The 20,447-nt window shown below is 44.1% G+C and carries 18 protein-coding genes, 1 other RNA gene and 1 pseudogene; 14 read left to right on the top strand and 6 right to left on the bottom strand.

Going from position 1 to position 20,447, the window contains the following annotated elements; genetic code table 11:
- Nucleotides 1–91 precede the first annotated feature (91 nt).
- On the top strand, nucleotides 92–826 hold the full coding sequence (locus tag GB992_RS04120; protein WP_161001338.1) for a DnaD domain-containing protein: 735 nt from the start codon (nucleotides 92–94) through the stop codon (nucleotides 824–826).
- A gap of 81 nt (nucleotides 827–907) precedes the next feature.
- Here the strand turns inward: GB992_RS04120 and GB992_RS04115 are convergent, their stop codons facing one another.
- Both GB992_RS04115 and recU read right to left on the bottom strand, forming a co-directional pair.
- The gene (locus GB992_RS04115) at nucleotides 908–3,205 is read right to left on the bottom strand and encodes a transglycosylase domain-containing protein (protein WP_161001337.1); all 2,298 of its coding nucleotides are present in this window, start codon (nucleotides 3,203–3,205) and stop codon (nucleotides 908–910) included.
- Between the two features lie 18 nt (nucleotides 3,206–3,223).
- Entirely contained in the window at nucleotides 3,224–3,838 is a 615-nt protein-coding gene (recU, locus tag GB992_RS04110; protein WP_161001336.1) for a Holliday junction resolvase RecU, read from the bottom strand.
- A gap of 371 nt (nucleotides 3,839–4,209) precedes the next feature.
- Here recU and GB992_RS04105 point away from each other — a divergent pair, with 371 nt between their 5' ends.
- The 4 genes from GB992_RS04105 (at nucleotide 4,210) to GB992_RS04090 (ending at nucleotide 7,000) form a co-directional block, all read left to right on the top strand.
- The gene (locus GB992_RS04105) at nucleotides 4,210–4,770 is read left to right on the top strand and encodes an SLOG family protein (RefSeq protein WP_161001335.1); all 561 of its coding nucleotides are present in this window, start codon (nucleotides 4,210–4,212) and stop codon (nucleotides 4,768–4,770) included.
- A 68-nt stretch (nucleotides 4,771–4,838) separates the two neighbouring features.
- Entirely contained in the window at nucleotides 4,839–5,243 is a 405-nt protein-coding gene (gpsB, locus tag GB992_RS04100) for a cell division regulator GpsB (RefSeq protein WP_186337561.1), read from the top strand.
- Between the two features lie 25 nt (nucleotides 5,244–5,268).
- An RNA gene (gene rnpB, locus GB992_RS04095) (RNase P RNA component class B) lies at nucleotides 5,269–5,645 on the top strand.
- A 206-nt stretch (nucleotides 5,646–5,851) separates the two neighbouring features.
- A complete protein-coding gene (locus GB992_RS04090) occupies nucleotides 5,852–7,000 on the top strand; it encodes a THUMP domain-containing class I SAM-dependent RNA methyltransferase (RefSeq protein WP_161001333.1) in 1,149 nt (382 codons plus the stop codon).
- A 114-nt stretch (nucleotides 7,001–7,114) separates the two neighbouring features.
- Here the strand turns inward: GB992_RS04090 and GB992_RS04085 are convergent, their stop codons facing one another.
- Both GB992_RS04085 and GB992_RS04080 read right to left on the bottom strand, forming a co-directional pair.
- Nucleotides 7,115–7,393, bottom strand: coding sequence for a hypothetical protein (locus tag GB992_RS04085; RefSeq protein ID WP_161001332.1), 279 nt, complete (start codon nucleotides 7,391–7,393; stop codon nucleotides 7,115–7,117).
- Nucleotides 7,394–7,722: 329 nt separating this feature from the next.
- On the bottom strand, nucleotides 7,723–8,130 hold the full coding sequence (locus GB992_RS04080; RefSeq protein ID WP_347877367.1) for a ribonuclease HI family protein: 408 nt from the start codon (nucleotides 8,128–8,130) through the stop codon (nucleotides 7,723–7,725).
- Nucleotides 8,131–8,188: 58 nt separating this feature from the next.
- Between GB992_RS04080 and GB992_RS04075 the strand changes: the two genes are divergently transcribed.
- The 7 genes and pseudogenes from GB992_RS04075 to GB992_RS04045 all read left to right on the top strand — a co-directional run bounded on the left by GB992_RS04075 (nucleotide 8,189) and on the right by GB992_RS04045 (nucleotide 16,165).
- Nucleotides 8,189–8,569: an EbsA family protein gene (locus GB992_RS04075; RefSeq protein WP_161001331.1), complete on the top strand. Its 381-nt coding sequence runs from the start codon at nucleotides 8,189–8,191 to the stop codon at nucleotides 8,567–8,569.
- Nucleotides 8,570–8,632: 63 nt separating this feature from the next.
- Complete coding sequence (locus GB992_RS04070) at nucleotides 8,633–10,297, top strand: formate--tetrahydrofolate ligase (protein ID WP_161001330.1); 1,665 nt, start codon at nucleotides 8,633–8,635, stop codon at nucleotides 10,295–10,297.
- Between the two features lie 48 nt (nucleotides 10,298–10,345).
- Nucleotides 10,346–10,792 (top strand): annotated as a pseudogene (gene lspA, locus GB992_RS04065) (signal peptidase II); the annotation flags it as partial.
- Between the two features lie 193 nt (nucleotides 10,793–10,985).
- The gene (locus tag GB992_RS04060; protein ID WP_161001526.1) at nucleotides 10,986–11,912 is read left to right on the top strand and encodes an RluA family pseudouridine synthase; all 927 of its coding nucleotides are present in this window, start codon (nucleotides 10,986–10,988) and stop codon (nucleotides 11,910–11,912) included.
- Between the two features lie 15 nt (nucleotides 11,913–11,927).
- The gene (gene pyrR, locus GB992_RS04055; protein WP_017261838.1) at nucleotides 11,928–12,464 is read left to right on the top strand and encodes a bifunctional pyr operon transcriptional regulator/uracil phosphoribosyltransferase PyrR; all 537 of its coding nucleotides are present in this window, start codon (nucleotides 11,928–11,930) and stop codon (nucleotides 12,462–12,464) included.
- Nucleotides 12,465–12,497: 33 nt separating this feature from the next.
- On the top strand, nucleotides 12,498–13,577 hold the full coding sequence (locus GB992_RS04050; protein ID WP_161001329.1) for a carbamoyl phosphate synthase small subunit: 1,080 nt from the start codon (nucleotides 12,498–12,500) through the stop codon (nucleotides 13,575–13,577).
- Nucleotides 13,577–16,165, top strand: a complete 2,589-nt coding sequence (locus GB992_RS04045; RefSeq protein ID WP_161001328.1) for an ATP-binding protein — start codon at nucleotides 13,577–13,579, stop codon at nucleotides 16,163–16,165. The genes GB992_RS04050 and GB992_RS04045 overlap by 1 nt, the downstream gene beginning before the upstream one ends.
- 95 nt (nucleotides 16,166–16,260) lie before the next feature.
- Here GB992_RS04045 and GB992_RS04040 read toward each other — a convergent pair whose 3' ends face one another.
- Nucleotides 16,261–17,967 carry an NFACT RNA binding domain-containing protein gene (locus tag GB992_RS04040; protein ID WP_161001327.1) on the bottom strand — a complete coding sequence of 569 codons (1,707 nt, stop codon included), beginning with the start codon at nucleotides 17,965–17,967 and terminating at the stop codon, nucleotides 16,261–16,263.
- A 210-nt stretch (nucleotides 17,968–18,177) separates the two neighbouring features.
- Between GB992_RS04040 and GB992_RS04035 the strand changes: the two genes are divergently transcribed.
- Both GB992_RS04035 and GB992_RS04030 read left to right on the top strand, forming a co-directional pair.
- Nucleotides 18,178–18,609 (top strand): MarR family winged helix-turn-helix transcriptional regulator, encoded by a 432-nt coding sequence (locus GB992_RS04035; RefSeq protein WP_161001326.1) that lies wholly within the window; start codon nucleotides 18,178–18,180, stop codon nucleotides 18,607–18,609.
- A gap of 163 nt (nucleotides 18,610–18,772) precedes the next feature.
- Entirely contained in the window at nucleotides 18,773–19,651 is an 879-nt protein-coding gene (locus GB992_RS04030) for a DegV family protein (protein WP_161001325.1), read from the top strand.
- A gap of 92 nt (nucleotides 19,652–19,743) precedes the next feature.
- Here the strand turns inward: GB992_RS04030 and GB992_RS04025 are convergent, their stop codons facing one another.
- Nucleotides 19,744–20,424, bottom strand: a complete 681-nt coding sequence (locus GB992_RS04025; protein WP_161001324.1) for a YoaK family protein — start codon at nucleotides 20,422–20,424, stop codon at nucleotides 19,744–19,746.
- Nucleotides 20,425–20,447 lie beyond the last annotated feature (23 nt).

Raw genomic sequence — 20,447 nt, 5'->3', positions numbered from 1 at the left:
CAATTATTTTCAAAATACGGGATGTTTAATCTCCAACCATCTGGAATAGTGTTCAGGTGCAATTACTGGTATAGTACAGGAAGAAAAGAAGGTGCACGAATTGGAAAATTTTGCGTCAGCTTTATTGCAGGCTGGTGAAACGACAATCAATAATTTAATTTTGACTCATTATCGAGAATTAAATATGACTAACGAAGAACTGATTGTGTTTTTACAATATAAACGTTCTTTGGATCGTGGTATTGATTTTCCTGATGCAGAGGCCGTTGCAAACGTAATGGGTACCACTACGGCTGACGTTTATACGCAGCTGGATAATTTGCTCAAGAAAGATTTGTTGTTGATTGAGTCTAAAGCTGATGAGACTGGAAAATTGCGTGATCGTTACGACTTTTCACCGCTATACCAAAAGCTGGCTGCTTTGCCGGATACACTCAGTGGTGTGCATACAACCACTGCTGCTGTATCTGCGCCTGATTCAAAGTCGGCAAGGGAAGATGTGTTTAACAAAATTGAGGTTGAGTTTGGTCGGCCACTCAGCCCAACAGAGCTTCAAACAATCGCACGTTGGTTTGACGAGGATCATTTCAAACCCGAATTAATTCTAATTGCCTTACGTGAAGCAGTGCTAAACCAAGCTTATAGCTTGCGTTATATTGATCGAATTCTCCTCAGTTGGCGCCAGAAAAACCTAACTTCTGCGGGACAGGTGGAAAAAGAATTGTCACAAAGGCGCACAAAACAGGCCACGCCGCCGACACAGTCGACACCAAAGGGGCCAAGCATTCCTTTATTTAAAGTTTCTGAACCACCGGCACAATCATAGTAAATGAAAAGGGCACCTTTCTTAGTTTCGGCTAAGAGGGGTGCCCCTTTAAAATCGTTTTAAATGTAGCTGTAAAAATTATTAGTGACTGCTGCTTTGGTTATTGTTGTTTTCACTATTCGATGAGCTATTGCTCTCGGAACTGCTACTCGACGAACTTGAGCTAGTGTCGTTCGAAGAACTATTGTCATTATTGCCACCCTGAGTAGCGTTGCTTTCAGACTCGCGGCTGGAAGCGGCGTTATCGGACGTGCTTGAACTTGAATTGTTGTCTCGTGAGAAAGAAGAGAAGGAAACCATAGAGGAGGAAGAACCAGTGGAGCTACTTTGATCCTTTTCGTTCAGATATTGTTTCCAGTCTGATCCGACTACGGCAAGTTCATCAACGCCGTTATGCCGAACGACTTGAACACTGCTTGGACGAACCCAATTATCATTGGCTTGTGTTTGTGCCATATACATTTGGAGATTCTTGTAAATGGACTCTGCGATTGATAACTGTGCTGTTGTCATGTAATGATTTGGTTCATTTGGCTGATCATACCCGGTCCAAACGGAAATGGAGCTGTGCTGTGTATAACCGGAATACCAAGCATCCATAACAGCGCCGTCCGGAATACCTGAAACACTGCTTGGATAGCCTGACTGACCAGTTTTACCGGCCTGATATAAACCAGGAATTTGTGCGCCTGGTGCCCACGTCGCTGTTGGCACGCCTTTAAGCATATCCGTCAACATGTAAGCTGTTGCTGAAGTCATCGATCGGTGCGAGGCTACGTCGAACTTGTGGGTAACACCGTCAGCAGTAATGACTTTATTGACTAAATGAGGGGCCCGGTATGTTCCACCGTTGGCAATGGCACCAAAGGCTGCTGATTCTTGTTCACTGGAAACATAGGCACCAATCCCGTTTGAATATTGTAAGGCTGACTTAAACTTCATGCCGTTTTGGGCCATAAATTCAGTTGCCCGGTTCAAACCGACTGCTTCCAATGTTCGAATAGCAGGAATGTTACGTGATTCAACCAACGCCTTACGCATTGTTAAGGAGCCTTGATATTTTTGATCCCAGTCGTTCAGTTGAATGTTAGTACCTGGATAATTGTACTTAGTGTCTTGAACAGTTTTAAACGTTGGCCATTGTTTGTACTCGATGGCCGGACCATAATCCATAAATGGTTTGATGGTTGAACCGGAGGACCGATCCGTTTGTGTGGCTCGGTTTAATCCAAAGGCAACGTTTTGTTTTCGGCTACCAATCATGGCTGTGACAGCTCCGGTTTGAGGATCTGTCATCGTGACACCAACTTGAAGCAGGTCACTAGGAAAATCAACGTATTTATCAGTGTTAACGATGTCGTATAACCGTTTCTGAGCGTTCATATTAAGGTTGGTGTAAACCTTAATACCTTCCTTATAAGGGTTGTAACCCTTCTTTTCAACTTCTTTGATAACTTGTTGAAGATAGGCATCGAAAACTTTATCGTTTGAATCTGTGCCATTAACAGTATGGTTAACGGACAATCCCGAAGAAATCGGGGTGCTCAGGCCATCTGTTAGTTGCTGCTTGCTGATAACCTTGTTTTCATACATTGCGCGCAACACGGTATCGCGCCGTTGCTTAGCATAACTGGGATGGGCCACTGGGTCATAGTAGGTTGGTGACTGTGGCATTCCGGCAAGAACCGCTAATTCAGTATAATTAAGCTTCTTTAATGGCTGGTTGTAATAATATTTGGCGGCAGTGGCCATGCCATAAACACCATTACCCATGTAAACCTTGTTAATGTAGTACTCTAAGATTTGATCTTTGGAGTAATGTTTTTCCACGTAATAGGCAAGTGCTGCTTCTTGTGATTTACGTTTTAACGTACGATCAGAAGCAGCTGTTGAAAAGACAGACAGTTTAACTAACTGTTGTGTCAACGTTGATCCACCTTGTAGTCCCAATGAACTACCGTGGATATTGGCCAATGTTGCACTAATGATTCGCATTGGATCAATTCCGAAGTGGTGTTTATAGAAGCGACGGTCTTCAATTGAAACAACGGATTGCTTCAATGTCTTGGGGATATCTTGTGAGTGCACGTACGTCCGGTTTTGTGCGCCTAAGTTTGAAATCACATTACCGCTGTCATCTAAAATTTCGGTGGAGTTTTGGCTGGTTAATTGTGCAGTCGTGATTTTGGGTGCGCTGGAAGCGTAGTAAGCAAACAAACCGCCACCTGCCAAGAGTCCCAGCAAAATAATGCCAAGGAGCCAGTATAAAATGGTGCGCCAAAGTGGTCGTTTTCGTTTGGGACCGGATGTTTGTAGACTGCCATCGTCGCCATGATACCGGGCGATTCGTGACTGAGATTGATCATTATTGTCAGACATGTTGCTCTCCTTAAACAGTTACTTCTTTTTTGCAATCAATGAATCGACTGCACTTAGGTATGGAACTAGCGGATTAAGCTGAAAGGGAATTGAATATCCATTTGCTTCAATGTCCGCACGGGGGATCGATTTTCGGCCACCGTTTGCCTGATTGTCCCAAAATTTGAACAAGACAGAGGCTGGTAACAAGAACGTATCCCCTTCATTGGTGAATCGAATGATTGCAAAGCCGATCCCACCGGCCTGAACACAGGCACGTAGGTGTTCCACCTGGTGCTCGTGGAAATTTTTTAGCGGGAAAGAAACTTTATTTTTCGTTTCTTTCGCATCAAAATCGATGTAGTGGCCTTGGTACACACCATTATAATCGGTTGTTGATGGGTGCCTAAAGTAGGCTTCTTTAATCGTTGCAGCGGACCGTCTGGGGTAATCAACTTTTACGATCTGAACTGGTGTCGGTTTTTTATGAATCACCGCAATGCCATTTGTCAGGTAGTATTGATTACTTTCGTTTAGTTCCGCCTCCAAAGACATTCCACGGTCACCGTAATTCGTTCTGGTGCCGGTATGCAGGGGGGCAGACTGTTTTGCTGGTCCATGATAAGCTGCTCCGTTTGGGTAACGGATGTTCACAACAGACCACACTCCTTAGTTGTGTGCGACAGCCCGCAAAAGCACAGGTAGTGATTGAATTTTAGTTTTTAAATATCTAAAACTTCCTAACGCTACCAGACTTGCAGGCATTTTCGCCACACTTTCTTACATTGCTCCCATTATATCAGATTTGCCGAATAGTCTCCGAGACTGTAATGATGTTAACAAACCCGTAACTTATGTTTAATGTGTTTGTGATGAAAAAGTGCAATTTTTGACAAAACTGGGCTGATTTAAACAGGAATTTGCGTCACTGACTTTGTTTATGGCAAAATGATATTTAAAACTAAGGATAACTAATGTGAGTTTTATTTATTGATTTTAACTAATCGGGAAGGATATTCACTAATATGAGTCGGTTATGGGTTACTGGTTATCGTAGTTATGAACTCGGCGTATTTGGCAGTAAAGATCCTAAACTCACAGTACTAAAGTACGCGCTCCGGCAAACGTTGACTAACCAAATTGAAAATGGCGTTGACTGGATCATTACAGGTGGTCAGTTGGGTGTTGAACAATGGACGATTGAGGTTGCCAATGACCTCAAGGCTGATTACCCGCAACTAAAAGTGGCCATGATGTTACCATTTGCTGAATTCGGGCAGAATTGGAATGAAAACAATCAGGCCCAGCTTGCAACACTACGGGAACGGGTAGATTTTTCAGATTCAGTATCAAAGCAATCTTATCAATCACCGCAACAATTAAAAAATTATCAAGCCTTTATGCTTTCGCATACAGATGCGGCACTTTTAGTATATGATGTAGAACACGAGGGCAAACCGACGTACGATTACTTAGCCATCAAGGCTTTTAACGACCAGCATCCTTATGAAATGACCCTCATAGATTTCGACTGGTTGCAAGAGAGTGCCGATGAATATCAAGAAAATCATCGACAGTCGTTTTAATTTTCGTCAACATGCGATACAATACTTAAAGTCGTGTTTCGACAGATAGATGATGAGGTGTAATGTTCATGCAAGAGATCAACTTTACGACGCAGGATATTCTGCAAAAGGAATTTAAGGAAAAACGAATGGGAACCGCCTACGATCCAACGGACGTTGACAGTTTCTTGGACCTTGTAATCAAAGATTACGAAACGTTCAATCGTGAAATTTCTCAACTTCGCGCCGAAAACGAACAGTTGTCCGGGAAGGTTGATGATTTAACTCGTCAAGTTAACGCTCGTCAATCTGTTCAAAGCAACGTTGAAACGTCCACTAGCCAGGCTAATAATAGCGTAACTAACATGGATATTTTAAAGCGGCTTAGCAATTTGGAACGCCATGTATTTGGTTCTCAGCTGGATAATGGTGCCAACAACCAGAAGGGTCAAGACACTTTTAGTGCCGGTTCCCAGTCTGGTTGGAACGACTAATTTTATTTGTTAACCAAATATTGCAAATTTCGGGTAATTGGGCATAACTTATGTTGTGTCAGGAAAGTCCATGCTCGCACAGGCTGTGATGCCTGTAGTGTTCGTGCTCAGTGAAAAAATAAGCTGGGGTGCCTTCTTTTGAAGGTAACGGCGGGAAAACGTTGCTAAGGCTTCGGCTATGCGCTAGTATCCCTGAAAAGTGCCACAGTGACGAAACCAGTATGGAAACATGCTGGGTGGAACGCGGTAAACCCCTCGAGCGGGAAACCCAAACTACGGTAGGGGAGCTTCACATAGGTAACTGAACTGATTGTGGGGGAAGGTCTTTGACCTTGAGATAGATGATTACCACGGAGTAGATTGCGCCTGAGGTCTACGAAGTACAAAACATGGCTTACAGAAATTTGCAACAGGCAGTCCTTCTCACGTGTGAGAAGGACTTTTTTTGTACTTTGCATTAGAAAATCAATGGCCGTGTACTGATTACCTAATTAGGTAGCACCTTGTTAATGCAAATGGTAAGATGGTTATCGAATTGGTGGGCATAAGTAATTGCAAAGTAGCAACTGACTCAATTACAGTCACTCACAAAATAGTAAGGAGTAAAGATGCAAACATTTCAATTAATTGCGACTTGTGCCGCAGGTATTGAGGCCTTGGTTGGTCGCGAACTGAGAGATTTAGGATATGAAACCCAGGTCGAAAATGGCCGTGTCCGCTTTAACGGCACTGTTAAAGATATATTACGAACCAACTTATGGTTACGGACAGCTGATCGTATCAAAATTGTGGTTAAGGAATTTCCTGCGCTAACATTTACCGAACTGTTTGACCAGACTGAGGCCGTGGCCTGGGATGAGCTTTTGCCAATGGACGCTAATTTTCCAGTAGAAGGGCGTTCACATAATTCACAGCTGCATAGTGTTCCCGATGCTCAGGCAATTGTAAAAAAAGCCATCGTTACTCAGTTAAGTGACGTTTACCACCGGCGAACCCGGTTACCAGAAACGGGCGCTAAATTTCCACTGGAAGTGGCCATCAATAAAGATCAAGTCATGTTGACGTTGGATACAACCGGAGATTCATTGTTCAAGCGTGGTTACCGGGTAGCTAAAGGGGACGCACCACTGAAAGAAAATATGGCAGCCGCATTAATTTTATTAACGCATTGGACCCCCGCTGACATGCCATTTCTTGATCCTGTTTGTGGGTCAGGAACATTACCAATTGAAGCAGCACTTATTGCACGTAACATTGCTCCTGGATACAACCGCCACTTTATTTGTGAAAGCTGGCCATGGGTTTCTTCTGAAGTGGCAGACACAGTGCGGGACGAAGCAGATGCCACAGCCGATTATGACAGCGAATTTGACATTGCTGGTAGTGATAATGATCCTGAAATGGTTGCCATTGCCAAAAAGAATGCTCAAGCAGCTGGTTTGAGCCAAGATGTCCATTTTAGTGTGGCAGATGTAACGGCATTGACGACCGATAAAATTAACGGTGTTATAGTTGCCAACCCGCCATACGGGGAACGGTTGAGCGATCAAACGGCCGTTCGTGCCTTGTACAAAGGTATGGGGAAGGCATTTAAACCACTGACAACGTGGAGTAAATACATTTTGACCAGTGATTTAGACTTCGAGGCCGCGTACGGTCAACGGGCGACTAAGAAGCGTAAACTTTATAATGGAGCCTTACGGACAGATTTGTACCAATACTGGGGCAAGCCAGTTTGGCATCATGATAATAAGTAGAAGTCCATATGAATAGACATGAGAGCTGAATATCAAAAAACCGATTGGAAAATAATTCCAGTCGGTTTTTTCGAATATTTTGCGTTTATTTCAGTTAGTCAAACCGCAGCTTAATCAAGATCGAATAATCATTAAAATGGTTGTGAGAATAATAAGCAAAACCGATACAACCAAATCGACAAGATTCAGCGGGTTTCTGTCGGCAGTGTCCTCAAATGTCATGAAATGAGCGTTTAAAGATACCATTCCAGCAATGGCCAGCAGTCCTAATCCAGTTTCGTTATAAACAAAAATTGAGGTTACAAGCAACACTGATTTAGCGATGAAACTGAATCTTTTCAGTGGGTTAGACGGATAGTACTTGGTTGCTTCAAGCTTCGTTGCATTTAACATAACAACATCCCCCCAAAAAAACAGCTTAATTAGCTGAGTGGCAAACGAACGTTGTACAAAAAGTTGGCCGAGGTATCGTGATTGAATGTCTACAATCAACACGTCATTCATGTGATTGTTATTAATGTATACTCAAAAGCTTATAATTTCAAGCAATCGTAATTAACACACGCAAACAGGGTTAAGTATTAACCAATGCCAGTCAAAAGGTGGCAACTGTAATGCATGCAGTCGTTTGTGATTAAACGAATAACAGAAACTGGACGAAATGTTGAAATCCGTTAAATATTGTTTTCAATTGGCTCTGATAAATTCTCGATATGCTACGCTTAATGCGCTTGATGTAGTGCTTGTAATGCAAGCCTGTGAGCACCCATGTTCTGACGGTCGGGAATCCACTGTGTGATGACTAATGAAAACGAATCTTGGAGGGTCAGTAACTTTTGCGTTAGGTCTGGGTAATGTTTCATAACGCCTTTACCGACAGCATCTGCTACCAAACGACTATCTGTAAAAAACATCACCGTTTCTTCCGGCTCACTCAATTTTTGAGCCTCCTTAAAGCCAAGGATAGCAGCCTGAAATTCAGCGGCATGATTATCAAGAGCACTGATTGTTTGTTTGAAGGGATACTGGTGACCATTCTGAACGAGAAGAATGCCCGCACCGCTGGGAATTTGAGTTATTTTTGGATGAGTTGCGACGCTTGCCGCATCTGTATAAAGTTTGATCATCATCTTAGTCCTTAAATTTGGTAAAATAGAAGTGTTTGAAAGAAAGGGGTTTCGTACGTCGATGCACACACAACGTTTTTTTTATCGGCCAAGCGGTTTAACTGCGGTTATTATTTGGTCATGGGTCGCCATATTCTTTTGCGGTGGCGTGATTTTTCAATATGAAATGGCGCGGTTTAACTGGCCGGCGATTATCATCGCTTGCTTATTTATTTTATTGATTGCTTGGGAACTTTTAGGCCGTCAACTGGTCTTTACCGGTCAAAACCTAATTGTTCGTCGGATGCTGGCGCCCAGAGCACTAACTGTCAATGTTCATCAATTGGAACAATTGTCACTTAGTGGTCGCACCATGAGTTTTTCTTTGGGCGGCAAACATTATCGATTCCGCGTAACCAAACACGCATTGGCGAAGATTAAAACCATTGTTAGTGCTGACTAGACCAACCCTAATAAGATTTATTATAACAGACACCCTAAACGGTCTGAGGAGAGGAAGTTGTTCATGACACAACCAAAAGATATTGAGATTGCACAACAAACTAAATTACGTAAAATTAGTGAAATTGCCGAAACGGCAGGTTTAACAGAGGATGAAGTTGAACCATATGGCCGTTACAAAGGCAAAATTGATTTGCCGTTAACTGGCAAACGTCAATCTGGCAAGTTGGTGTTGGTTACATCAATTAATCCAACACCGGCTGGTGAGGGTAAGACAACAGTTACGATTGGCCTTGGCGATGGTTTACGCAAAATTGGTAAGCGGGCCGTTTTGGCTTTACGCGAACCTTCCTTAGGCCCCGTGATGGGAATGAAAGGCGGTGCCACTGGTGGTGGTTATGCACAAGTTGCACCAATGGAAGACATTAATTTGCATTTTAACGGCGATTTTCATGCTTTAACAACTGCCAATAACACATTGGCCGCGTTAATTGACAATCACATTCAACAAGGCAACGAGCTGCATATTGACCCACGACGGATCAGTTTTCACCGTGTCTTGGACATTAATGATCGTGCACTGAGAAATACGGTTATCGGCATGGGCGGTCCTACCTCTGGTATGCCTCGGGAAGATCATTTTGATATTACTGTTGCCAGTGAGTTGATGGCCATTTTATGTTTGGCAACTGATCTGCACGATTTAAAAGCACGAATCAACCGCATTGTTGTCGCTGAAAATTATGATCGGCAACCAGTTACCGTCGCTGACCTACAGGTTGGCGGTGCCATTGCCTTGCTCCTCAAGGAAGCAATCAAGCCAAATCTTGTTCAAACTTTGGAAGGCACACCAGCCATCATCCACGGTGGCCCATTTGCAAATATTGCTCATGGTTGTAACAGTGTGTTGGCAACGCGAACAGCCTTACAATTAGGTGAATATGCCGTTACAGAGGCCGGCTTTGGGGCTGATTTGGGTGCCGAAAAGTTTCTTGATATCAAAGTACCAGTCCTAGGTAAAACACCGGATGCAGTTGTTTTGGTGGCTACTGTTCGTGCACTCAAGTTGCATGGTGGCCAGGCACTTGATGATTTAACAACGCCAAACCTTGATGCATTGCAAAAAGGGCTTGCCAACCTTGGTAAACACATTGAAAGTATGCAACATTATCAAATTCCGGTTGTCGTTGCTATTAATGCATTTACATCAGACACTTCAGGAGAAATTAAGTTGATCCAGGATTACTGTCAACAGTTCCATGTAGAAGCTGTGGAAGCTGATGAATGGGCACATGGCGGTGATGGGACAACTGAGTTAGCTCATGCTGTTGTTCGTGCCGCTCAACAACCGACCGACTTCAAGCCATTGTACGATGCTGACGATGATATTGTGACTAAAGCAACTAAAATTGTGACGACCATTTATGGTGGCCGCGGCGTTGTCTTAGAACCGCATGCCAAGGCACAATTACGGCGTTACGCAAAACGCGGCTGGGATAAGCTACCTGTTTGCATGGCAAAAACGCAGTATTCACTAACAGATCGGCCAAAGCAGCTCGGTGCCCCGAAGGACTTTGACATTCATATTCGGGCATTTGAACCTCGTTTAGGTGCTGGGTTCATGGTGGCGTTAACTGGTTCCATTTTAACGATGCCTGGTCTGCCGAAACATCCTGCCGCTTTAGATATGGCAATTACAGATGATGGCAAGATTTCTGGAATTTTCTAATAATCAGCTTGATGAAAAGGAGTTGTGGCCACGAGCCACGTTACGCCAATGATATATTACTGGATTTTTATTGCTGTGCTGGTGGGTGCTGATCAAGGTATCAAGTACTATATTGCGAATAATCTAGCCTTAGGTAGCACGCATACGTTCATCCCCGGACTGTTATCATTAACGAGCCTTAGAAATAATGGTGCCGCATGGTCGATTTTGACGGGCCGCATTGACATCTTTATTGTTATTACAATCGTGGCGGTTATCGTCTTGGCTTATGCGATGTGGCGGTTACGCGCCCAGCGATTATACATGTGGGGCATCAGTTTTATGATGGCTGGAACACTCGGAAACTTTATTGATCGTATTCGTTTGGGCTATGTCGTCGACATGTTTCAACTGGACTTCATGAAGAGTTTTCCAATCAGTAATTTTGCAGATTGGTGTCTCACGGTTGGCGTGATTTTGTTGATTGTTGCGGTGATTTTTGACCGTGATGACAATACAACAGGACACAGTCAAGCAAGTTCCAAACAGAAGGCTAAGACCCCTAAAAAAGATAATCGACCAATTAAACACAGTGGTCCCCGACACGCAGCAAAATAATTAAGGATTAATTGACACAACTATGAATAGAAACGAAACAACCAGCACATCAGCAACTGATACGAAAGCGCATCGCCAAGAATATGACAGTATGGCAGCTCAAGTTACCACATCAGCCACGCAAACCTTTATCATCACGACGCAAATCGGTCGTTTGGACAAGGTTTTAAGTCAGTTAGCTGGCATCACACGATCCCAAGCACAAAGTGCCATCGTTGATCACCGGGTAACGGTTAATGGTCAAGACGTTAAAAAACGTGATGAGCTGGCCGCTGGTGACAAAGTAACGTTTGTGCCCAAAACGCCGACGCCCATTGCCTTGGTCCCTGAAGATATTCCCTTAGACATTGTGTATGAAGATGACGATGTTATTGTCGTTAATAAACCGCAAGGAATGGTGGTTCATCCTGCACCTGGGCACCCGGATCATACATTGGTCAATGCGTTGTTAGCGCATAGTCCGTTGTCAACGATCAATGGCAGTTTGCGTCCAGGGATTGTTCACCGAATTGACAAGGATACGTCTGGCTTATTAATGGTTGCCAAGAATGATTTGGCCCATCAGAGTCTGTCTGCACAACTCAAGGCTAAAACAAACGAGCGCCAGTACATTGCGCTCGTCCATGGCGTTATTAGCGAAGATGATGGTACCGTTGACGCACCGATTGGCCGTTCTCCGAAGGACCGCAAAAAAATGGCGATTGTTAAAGATGGCCGTCATGCCGTGACACATTTTCATGTAATCAAACGATATCAACAGTACACGCTGATTAGTTGCCGACTAGAAACCGGCCGGACGCATCAGATTCGTGTCCACATGGCCTATATTGGGCATCCACTAGCTGGTGACCCATTATACGGGCCTAAAAAGACACTGCCAGGTAATGGTCAGTACTTAACGGCACAAACTTTGGGGTTCGCTCATCCCCGTACTGGTAAAGCAATGCGGTTTGAAATTCCGTTACCAGCATGGTTTAACACGATGTTGAAACAGCTGGACGAACAAGAAAATAAATAAAAGGGGTAACTCAAAATGGCAAAAGAAGTTGTCGATGCAATGGCGATGCAACGGGCGTTGACTCGAATCACCTACGAAATTATTGAACGTAATCGTGGGATTGGAAATTTAGTTTTGATCGGTGTTAAAACACGAGGGGTCTATTTAGCTGACAGAATTGCATCACGTTTACATCAGCTGGAAGATACAGTTGTTCCTGTTGGCCAATTGGATGTTAGCGGATATCGTGACGACATTGCGAATTCAGAACCAACAACTAAGGCCGCTATCAGTAATCTCAATACGTCTGTAACGGATAAAAAAGTGGTATTGGTCGATGATGTTTTGTTTACTGGTCGGACCATTCGTGCTGCCATGGATGCCATTATGGATTTAGGCCGGCCCAATAGTATTAACCTAGCGGTGCTGGTTGATCGTGGTCACCGCGAATTGCCAATTCGGGCTGATTTTGTTGGTAAGAATATTCCAACGGCCCAAAACGAACGAATCCAAGTTTCAGTGAACGAAGTTGATGGTAAGGATAGCGTTGAAATCATCACCGGCAAAGATTAACAGACAAGGTACCAGATAGAAAGGAACGTGCAGATGACAGAACGCTATTTAATTCTTTCAGATGGCACGGCCTATAAAGGTCAAGCGTTTGGATCGCCGGCAACTACAAGCGGCACCATCGTTTTTAATACGAGTGTCACCGGGTATCAAGAAATTATTACTGATCCGATTTACCACAATCAAATAATTGTCTTTACCACACCAACCATTGGCGCTGTGGGCGTTAATCATGAAAGTTATGAATCAATTTTGCCAACTGCTAAAGGGGTCGTGGTGCGTGAAGTGGCAGAAGTATCTACCAATCGACAACGATCTTTAAGTTTGGATCAATTTCTACGTGTCCACAACATTCCGGGGATTTCAGGCATTGACACACGGCAATTAGTCCGTAAGCTGAGAACCCATAATGGTCTTAACGCCAGCATTGTGGACGTTGCTGATGAGCACGCGTTTGACCAACTTAATGCCATCGTGCTGACAAATCAGCAAGTTTCACAGGTGGCCACACCACGCCCATATGCCAACCCCGGCATGGGTCATAACATTGTGGTCATGGATTTTGGTCTAAAAAGCGGTATTTTAAGGGAACTGGCGGTTCGTGATGCAAATGTAACTGTGGTGCCATACACGACGACCGCTGATGATATTCTTAACCTCGATCCGGATGGCATTATCTTGTCGAGTGGACCTGGGGATCCGCGTGATCTTGGTCAGGACATCTTAACGACCATTAAAACGTTGGAAACGCGCGTGCCGTTATTGGGTATCGGGCTAGGTCACGAACTATTCGCGCTGGCTAATAGCGCAACGATTCAACGCCTGCCAGTTGCTCATCAAGGAATGAATCATCCCATCCGCGAAATCATTACGAATCAGATTATGTATGCGGCACAGGCCGAAGAATACGGTGTTGACCGTGATAGTATCAACCGTGATCAGCTTTTGATTACGCATATTGACTTGATCGATGGTTCAATCCAAGGGTTACGCCACCGTGATTATCCAGCATTTTCGGTTCAATTCTTTCCGGATGCTGCGCCGGGGCCGTGGGAAGCAACCCAAGTGTTTGACGACTTCATCGAGCTCACAGGAATTAGAGGTGAACAGCATTAATGGCAGAAGAAACAAGTCAGGGTGCACAAACGACTGCTCAGCTTGCGACATTTAATCAAGCCGAGCACTCAGCAGAAAAAACGGCATCTGTTCACCAGCGCCTGTTAGTGATTGGTGACGGTCCGAACGATTTTGGCCACGAGACGGAGTTAGATGCTGCGACGTATCAAACGTTGAGTGTCCTTCATAAACACAACTACGATACGGTTTATTTAAACAACAATCCGTTTTCGTTTTCAATGGAAAATGCATGTGGTGCGACAGTGATTATGGGAGATCCATCTGACGTTGCTACGGTGCGCCAGGTAATTGAAAGTGAACATATTACCAGCATCGTGCCAACGGTTGGCGGACTCACTGCCATGAGAACTGTTGAGGAATTGATTGCCCACGATTATTTGGATGACAAGCACATTAATGTTTTGGGGATGCCGTTGACGACAGTTCGCTTAATCAATAATCCTGCGTTAATGAATCAGACGCTTCGTGATTTAGGCGAACCCGTGATTACGTCGCAAGTAGCTAGTACAACATCCGATGCGTTCGATATTGCTCGTCAGGTCGGATTCCCAGTGATTGTTAAGTCGGTGGCGCCGCGTGGTGAGGGTGATCGTGTACTGGCCGAAAATGCGGACCAATTGGATGTTGCTCTATCAGCCGCTTTTGAACGCTCACGCACACGTCAAGTGATTGTGGATCAGAGTATCGTCGGTCTGAAAGAAGTGTCTTTCGAGGTCCTTCGTGATGCACGCGGAACTGAGCTTTTACTGGGTGCGATGGAAGATATGGATCCGGTTGGTATTCATGCAGCCGATTCAATTGAAGTGACCCCAATTCAAACTTTAACGGATCGTGAGTATCAAAAGTTGCGTCAGGCAGCGTTCCACGTAGCTCGGCGATTGCATATCGTCGGTGTGATGCACGTTCAGTTTGCGTTGGATCCGGTATTGGACAATTACTTTATCATGAAAGTAAATCCTTATTATGATCGCGTTTCAGCCATGCTGTCGCGTGCTAGTGGCTATCCGATTGCACTGGTAGCAGCTAATGTCATGACGGGCATCTCTTTGCCTGAGGTTCGGTTGTCGAGTCGTTTTGCGAAACGGACGGCGTTAATTGAACCCGTATTAGACCACGTTGTTGTCCGTTTTCCAATCTTTGCTTTTGATGAGGCAGAACGACGTGGGGTGAAAGTGGACCGTCAGCTCACAACTGTTCAGAAATCGGTGGGTGCTACGCTTGGCATTGGTCGTTCACTGGAAGAGGCGATGTTAAAGGCGATGCGGGCGGCTCACTATCACAATCGCGATTTCGCTTTTGATGCATTATCAAAATTATCAGACAACGATCTGATTCAGCAATTAATTCACCCCCATGATAACCGTATGATGCTGTTGCTAGAAGCAATTCGTCGCGGCTACCAATCTGATGAATTAGCTGAGCTGACGCAAATCGATGAGTTTTATTTTCACAAATTACGCAACATTTATAATCTGGAAGTTGATATTGCGGCCCACTCAGGATCTGAAGAATGGTTGCAACGAGCAAAGTATTATGGTTTTAGTGATGGGCTTATTGCTCAGCTATGGCAGACAAATGCCGATGCCGTTATGAACCAGGCACACACCGCTGGCATTATCCCAACTTATAAGACCGTTGAACCGACTGCCGGTGAGTTTTCAGAAGTAGTGCCAACATTTTATTCAACGTACGAACTGGAAAATGAAAGCCGACCGCTAGCTGACAATACTGCGTTGGTGGTCACAACTGGTGCTTTTCGGCTCGGTGACGGGGCTGCCGGCGAATACGTGATGAGCACTGTGATTAGTGAGTTGCATCAGCAAGGTATCAAAACGGTAGTTGTCAATAATAACCCCAACGCAATCAGCTTAATTCCACAGTTGACCGATAAACAGTACTTGGAGCCTCAGGAAATTTCGGATATTTTAGGCATTATTGACTTGGAACATCCACGCTGGGTGTTTGTGCCCGGCAATCGGCTGAAGCTGATTGGTGCATTGCGATTGCGTCACATTAACGTCATTGTTATTAACAAGGACAAGGCCAGCAAGGCAGCTCAAGATGGCGACCAATTCTTAACCAGAGTTGTTTACCATACTAATAAAATTGGCGTCGCTGACCCAGTTGAAATTGCCCAAACGGCTTATCATGCACCAACGCATCGACTGGTCGTTGACAACCAAGGCGTGCCAGGGATTGATGCGGAACCTGGTTCTATGCGACAAAGCGGTTTTTATAATACCTTGTTCTCTGCGTTCAGTGGTCATTCAAGAATGGTCACCACTGCCTTACCATTCCCAGAGTTTGGCTTGTTGAACAAGGGCACAGGCATTAACTGGATTCGCATGCTGGTCCGCGCCTTGTTAGACAAAACGACGGCCGCTGATCGACGCGATTTCAGTCAGGGACCATTTATCACTGCCACGCGTGGGGATGTCGAAATGGTCGATATTCCTGTTAATCTTGATACGCGTTGGCGTGCCAATTTACCGTTGGCCGGCGCCCAGTTCAAATTAGGTGCCAAGATTAATGTGAAGTTTCCGTACGAGTTTAAAATCATCAACTAACAATCGCTAGTTGATTTACGGCGAGACAAAAAGAGGATTCGCATAATTTTGCGCGAATCCTCTTTTATTTACGTTAGCTGCATAGCGTTACTGGCTTAACCGCGGAGTCTTTTGACTAGCTCAGCATCTGGTGTAGCATAGGCTGTTTGCTGACCTTCATAAATGACGAAACCAGGTTTAGCGCCATTGGGCTTGTGGACACGCTTGACTTGAACGTAGTCAACCGGCACGCTGGCAGAATCACGGGCTTTAGAGAAGTAAGCAGCTAGGTTGGCTGCTTCATCGATCGTCTCGTTCGACGGGTCAGCACTGTGGATAATAACGTGCGAACCGGGCATGTTTTTCACATGCAACCAAATATCCGTCTTTTTAGCTGTGTGGAGGGTAAGTTTATCATTTTGAAGATTATTTTTACCAACGGAAATCAATGTCCCATCACTAGCATGAAACTTTTCTGGCTGGCTAATCTGTAAACGTGGCTTCTTGCTACCGCGTTTACGATGAACTCGAATATAACCTTGTTGCTGCAATTCCAAACGAATTTCATTGATATCTTTCGGACTGGCAAGCTCAATTTGGGCCTGGATGTTGCTCAAGTAATCAATTTCTGTTTGGGTGAGGCTAATTTGTTCCGTCACATAAGCAACCGCGTTTTTCAACTTTTGGTAACGATTGAAATATTTCTGTGCGTTCTGAGATGGTCCAATCTGATTTGACAGACTAATTTTTAATGGTTTTTCATCATCGTAAAAATTAGGCAAGGTGATTTCAGTCATCCCACGTTTGACCTGATTGAGGTAAGTCGTCAGCAATTCACCTTTGATTCGAAAACTATCGGCCTGATTTGTTTCAGCCATGGTTTGCTGCAATTTTTTCAACTTGCTACGGTTTTTCTTAAGTTCGTTACGAACGATGTGAATCAGGTTACCGGCCTGCTCATTAACACGTTCACGTTCGGCCCGATCCTGATAGAAAAAGTCTAACAGTTCGCTGAGGGTCGCAAATGTTTGTGTATCGTCAAGGTTGGGTGTTGGCATAGCAAACGCACTAAAACTTGTTTTACCATTTTTTAGCCGATTTAATGTCGGTACCGGTTGATTGAATTGCGCAAAGAAATGGGTGAAACGTTCTTCTACACCACCGTTAGTGGCATGTAATGCACCTGCTAACCCTAATGCTGTATCGCGGGCCAATCCTTGAAAGGTTTGCTGCAGCTGCTTAGCCAAAACGTCTTCATTAGGATAATCACGAACTAGATCGTTAACGTTGGCGCTGGTCGTAAACGGATTGACGTCGTCTTGTTTTGGCGGCGCAATATAAGTAGCACCAGGCAGTAATGAGCGAACCCGGTTTTGGTCAGGATTAACGTGCTTAATAAGATCAAGAATGCGATTATCACTTTGTTCAATTAGAAAAACGTTACTGTGCCGACCCATCATCTCAATGGTGAGGGCAATTGTCTCCTGGTCACCTAATTCGTTGCGGGTGTTAAATGCCAAACGGACGATCCGGTCATTTTCAACTTGTTCCAAACTATTGAGAATTGAGCCATCCAAGTATTTCCGTAACATCATGGTGAAGTTACTTGGCGTTGCAGGATTGGCGTACGGAATGCGGGTGATTTGCAAACGAGCATAGGTTGGATGTGCTGACAGTAGCAAAGGATAGTTTTGGCTATTGTTGCGAATGGTCAAAACAACTTCGTTAGGATAGGGTTGTGATATTTTAGCAACTCGACCACCCGTTAAGGTCTGTTGCAACTCGGTAACCATTGCATGCGTAAAAGCGCCATCAAAGGACATTTCAAAGCACCTCCTTAATAAGATTGATTGTGTGATTAATGTTAGTCCACTTTTGATCAAGCAAACTACAGAACAGTCTTTATTATTATAGACGTCTCTAATTTACAAGGCAAAATAAAGAATTGAATAATGGTACTTGTAAAGTGCAAGTTTGATATTGTACAATACAATACAGGTTAAGAAAATATTAACGAATGCAGGTACATACATATGAAACAGAGTTTAGAAGCCTTACGAGACAGTGAAAAAATTCATCGAGCACAATTATTAGCATTAACTAAACAATATCAGTTAACCATCGCAGAATGGCAATTGTTGATGAATTTGGCAGACGGTCACACAACGCAAGAACAGTTGTCAGCTGCCACTACGCTTGACACATCTACATTGAGTCGTCAGCTCAAGAGTCTCGGTACTAAGGCCATGATCGACAAAGAAGCAACTGGCCGTGACCACCGGCAGCTCATTTATCACGTCACGGAACAGGGCCAACAGGCATTGACTGATATCAACCAAGGGTACGAACAGCTCACAGCTACGGTATTTGATAAGTGGACAGATGAAGAAAAAAACTTGCTACAGATTTTGTTAAATCGGTTAGAAACGAGCTTATCCCGAACAAATAAAAACGGCGTTAACTAGCGTATAGTTACTGTTTATAAAGAGACCTTTATTATTGAGGCACTATTATTTATGTTCATATAGAAGCGATACCGTCATTTTGTCGATGAGTGGTAGTCGCTTTTTTTGATGTGTGTTAGAATTGAAAAATACATTTTGGAAAAAAGAAGGCTAACGAGAGCTTATGAAGATTGCCGTGGTTACAGACAGTACCTGTTACCTGTCGCAAACTGAAGTTGATGAAAATAATATCCACGTAGTTCCGATTCCGTTTGTTGTGGACGGCAAGACCTTTGACGAGGGTGTCGACATTAGTACGGAAGGATTCTACCAGTTACTGCGTGAATCAAAATCGTTTCCCAGTACGTCGCAACCACCATTAGGTGAAATGATTGATTTATATAACCACTTGGCTGATGAGGGTTATGACACCGTAATTAGCATTCACTTAGCTTCCACCATCTCTGGCTTTGTTAATTCGTTGCAAGGCGTCGCTAGTGAAGTTAGTGATCGAATCAAAGTAATTCCGTTTGACTCGCAAATTACGGTTAGGCTGATGGGATACTTGGTTCTAGAAGCCGCACACATGGTTAAGAATGGTGCCGATGCTGATGAAATTATTGCTCGGCTGGAAGAAATGCGCGCCACGATGGGTGAATACTTTGTGGTTGACGATTTACAGAACTTGGTGCGTGGCGGCCGGTTGTCCAACGCCTCAGCTTTCATTGGGTCTGTGTTAAAAATCAAACCACTACTGACATTTGATGACGACACACATGAAATTGTCGCTTTCGAAAAAGTGCGTTCCACTAAAAAGGCGTTGGCAAGAGTGGAAACATTGTTTACTGAAGCACAGCAAAAGGTTGACTATCCGCTACGAGGCATCGTCATCCATGGCAACGATCCAGTTGCCGCACAAACGTGGCGGGACAAACTAGCCAAGCAATTTCCTGAAATGCCGTTTGAGCTAAGTTATTTTGGGCCAGTTATCGGTGCTCATTTAGGTGAAAAAGCGCTTGCCCTAGCTTGGGTTATTGATTACAAACGCGCTTATAAAGATTAACTAAAATTTTGATTGTTAATTTAAAATGCCATTTTCACAACGGTACTGTCTGATGACAGTGCAAACATGAAAATGGCTTTTTATTTTGCAGTTTAATCAGTGAGATGTGTGGACAATAGGTCCACTAAAATAATGATCAGAATGATTACCGCTAGCAACAGCGATAATTGCCCGAATTGATCACTTAGAAAAACAAGCGTCACGGCGCCAATACAAAAGCCGGAGAAAATACCGAGTAGTTTTAGCCCTTGATTAACCATTACCCAATCATGTTGCCAGAGGCCACCAAACAAAAAGGCCGCACAAGCACGAATATTGCCCGTCATCATCGTCGAATTAAATGTCACATCGTCAATATTGCGAAAGGATTGCAGTTGAATCCCGGATAAAGCCGAGAGTCCCGACGTAATGACGATATTAGGTAGGAAGTTAAGCGTAGCCGATAGGATAATTAACAGCGTTTCGACAGCAATGGTTATCCGTATCCATTGGCGAAGTGACTGAACTGAAATAGTTTGCTGAACGATCCGGGTAACACCAACAGCCAAGAAGAAAATCAGCAATGGAATCAACCGTTGCCAAACAGCAGTCCAATGTCCGCGAGCGATGTTAATCCCAAGAAGGACCAGGTTACCAGACTGCAGACTCGCAAAAACACCGCCGTGAAACCAAAAAGAATCGGCATCGACCATCCCACCAATAAAGGCAAGCAGAATCGCCGTTCTGAATTTCATGATAAATGTGTGATCGCTAATTACCGTAGCTCTTTGCATAAGAATCACCAACTTTCATAGTT

Source organism: Furfurilactobacillus milii (assembly GCF_009863985.1).
In the GTDB taxonomy this organism is placed as follows: domain Bacteria; phylum Bacillota; class Bacilli; order Lactobacillales; family Lactobacillaceae; genus Furfurilactobacillus; species Furfurilactobacillus milii_A.
The sequence above is the reverse complement of the archived record's forward strand: the minus strand, read 5'-3'. Positions and strand labels throughout refer to the sequence as shown.

Coding starts and splice junctions, on each gene's coding strand:
- GB992_RS04105 (WP_161001335.1), top strand. CDS start 4,210: ATGAGTCGGTTATGGGTTACTGGTTATCGTAGTTATGAACTCGGCGTA.
- pyrR (WP_017261838.1), top strand. CDS start 11,928: ATGGCAAAAGAAGTTGTCGATGCAATGGCGATGCAACGGGCGTTGACT.
- GB992_RS04070 (WP_161001330.1), top strand. CDS start 8,633: ATGACACAACCAAAAGATATTGAGATTGCACAACAAACTAAATTACGT.
- GB992_RS04030 (WP_161001325.1), top strand. CDS start 18,773: ATGAAGATTGCCGTGGTTACAGACAGTACCTGTTACCTGTCGCAAACT.
- GB992_RS04090 (WP_161001333.1), top strand. CDS start 5,852: ATGCAAACATTTCAATTAATTGCGACTTGTGCCGCAGGTATTGAGGCC.
- GB992_RS04075 (WP_161001331.1), top strand. CDS start 8,189: ATGCACACACAACGTTTTTTTTATCGGCCAAGCGGTTTAACTGCGGTT.
- GB992_RS04060 (WP_161001526.1), top strand. CDS start 10,986: ATGGCAGCTCAAGTTACCACATCAGCCACGCAAACCTTTATCATCACG.
- GB992_RS04080 (WP_347877367.1), bottom strand. CDS start 8,130: ATGATGATCAAACTTTATACAGATGCGGCAAGCGTCGCAACTCATCCA.
- GB992_RS04045 (WP_161001328.1), top strand. CDS start 13,577: ATGGCAGAAGAAACAAGTCAGGGTGCACAAACGACTGCTCAGCTTGCG.
- GB992_RS04025 (WP_161001324.1), bottom strand. CDS start 20,424: ATGCAAAGAGCTACGGTAATTAGCGATCACACATTTATCATGAAATTC.
- GB992_RS04050 (WP_161001329.1), top strand. CDS start 12,498: ATGACAGAACGCTATTTAATTCTTTCAGATGGCACGGCCTATAAAGGT.
- GB992_RS04040 (WP_161001327.1), bottom strand. CDS start 17,967: ATGTCCTTTGATGGCGCTTTTACGCATGCAATGGTTACCGAGTTGCAA.
- GB992_RS04085 (WP_161001332.1), bottom strand. CDS start 7,393: ATGTTAAATGCAACGAAGCTTGAAGCAACCAAGTACTATCCGTCTAAC.
- GB992_RS04115 (WP_161001337.1), bottom strand. CDS start 3,205: ATGTCTGACAATAATGATCAATCTCAGTCACGAATCGCCCGGTATCAT.
- GB992_RS04035 (WP_161001326.1), top strand. CDS start 18,178: ATGAAACAGAGTTTAGAAGCCTTACGAGACAGTGAAAAAATTCATCGA.
- gpsB (WP_186337561.1), top strand. CDS start 4,839: ATGCAAGAGATCAACTTTACGACGCAGGATATTCTGCAAAAGGAATTT.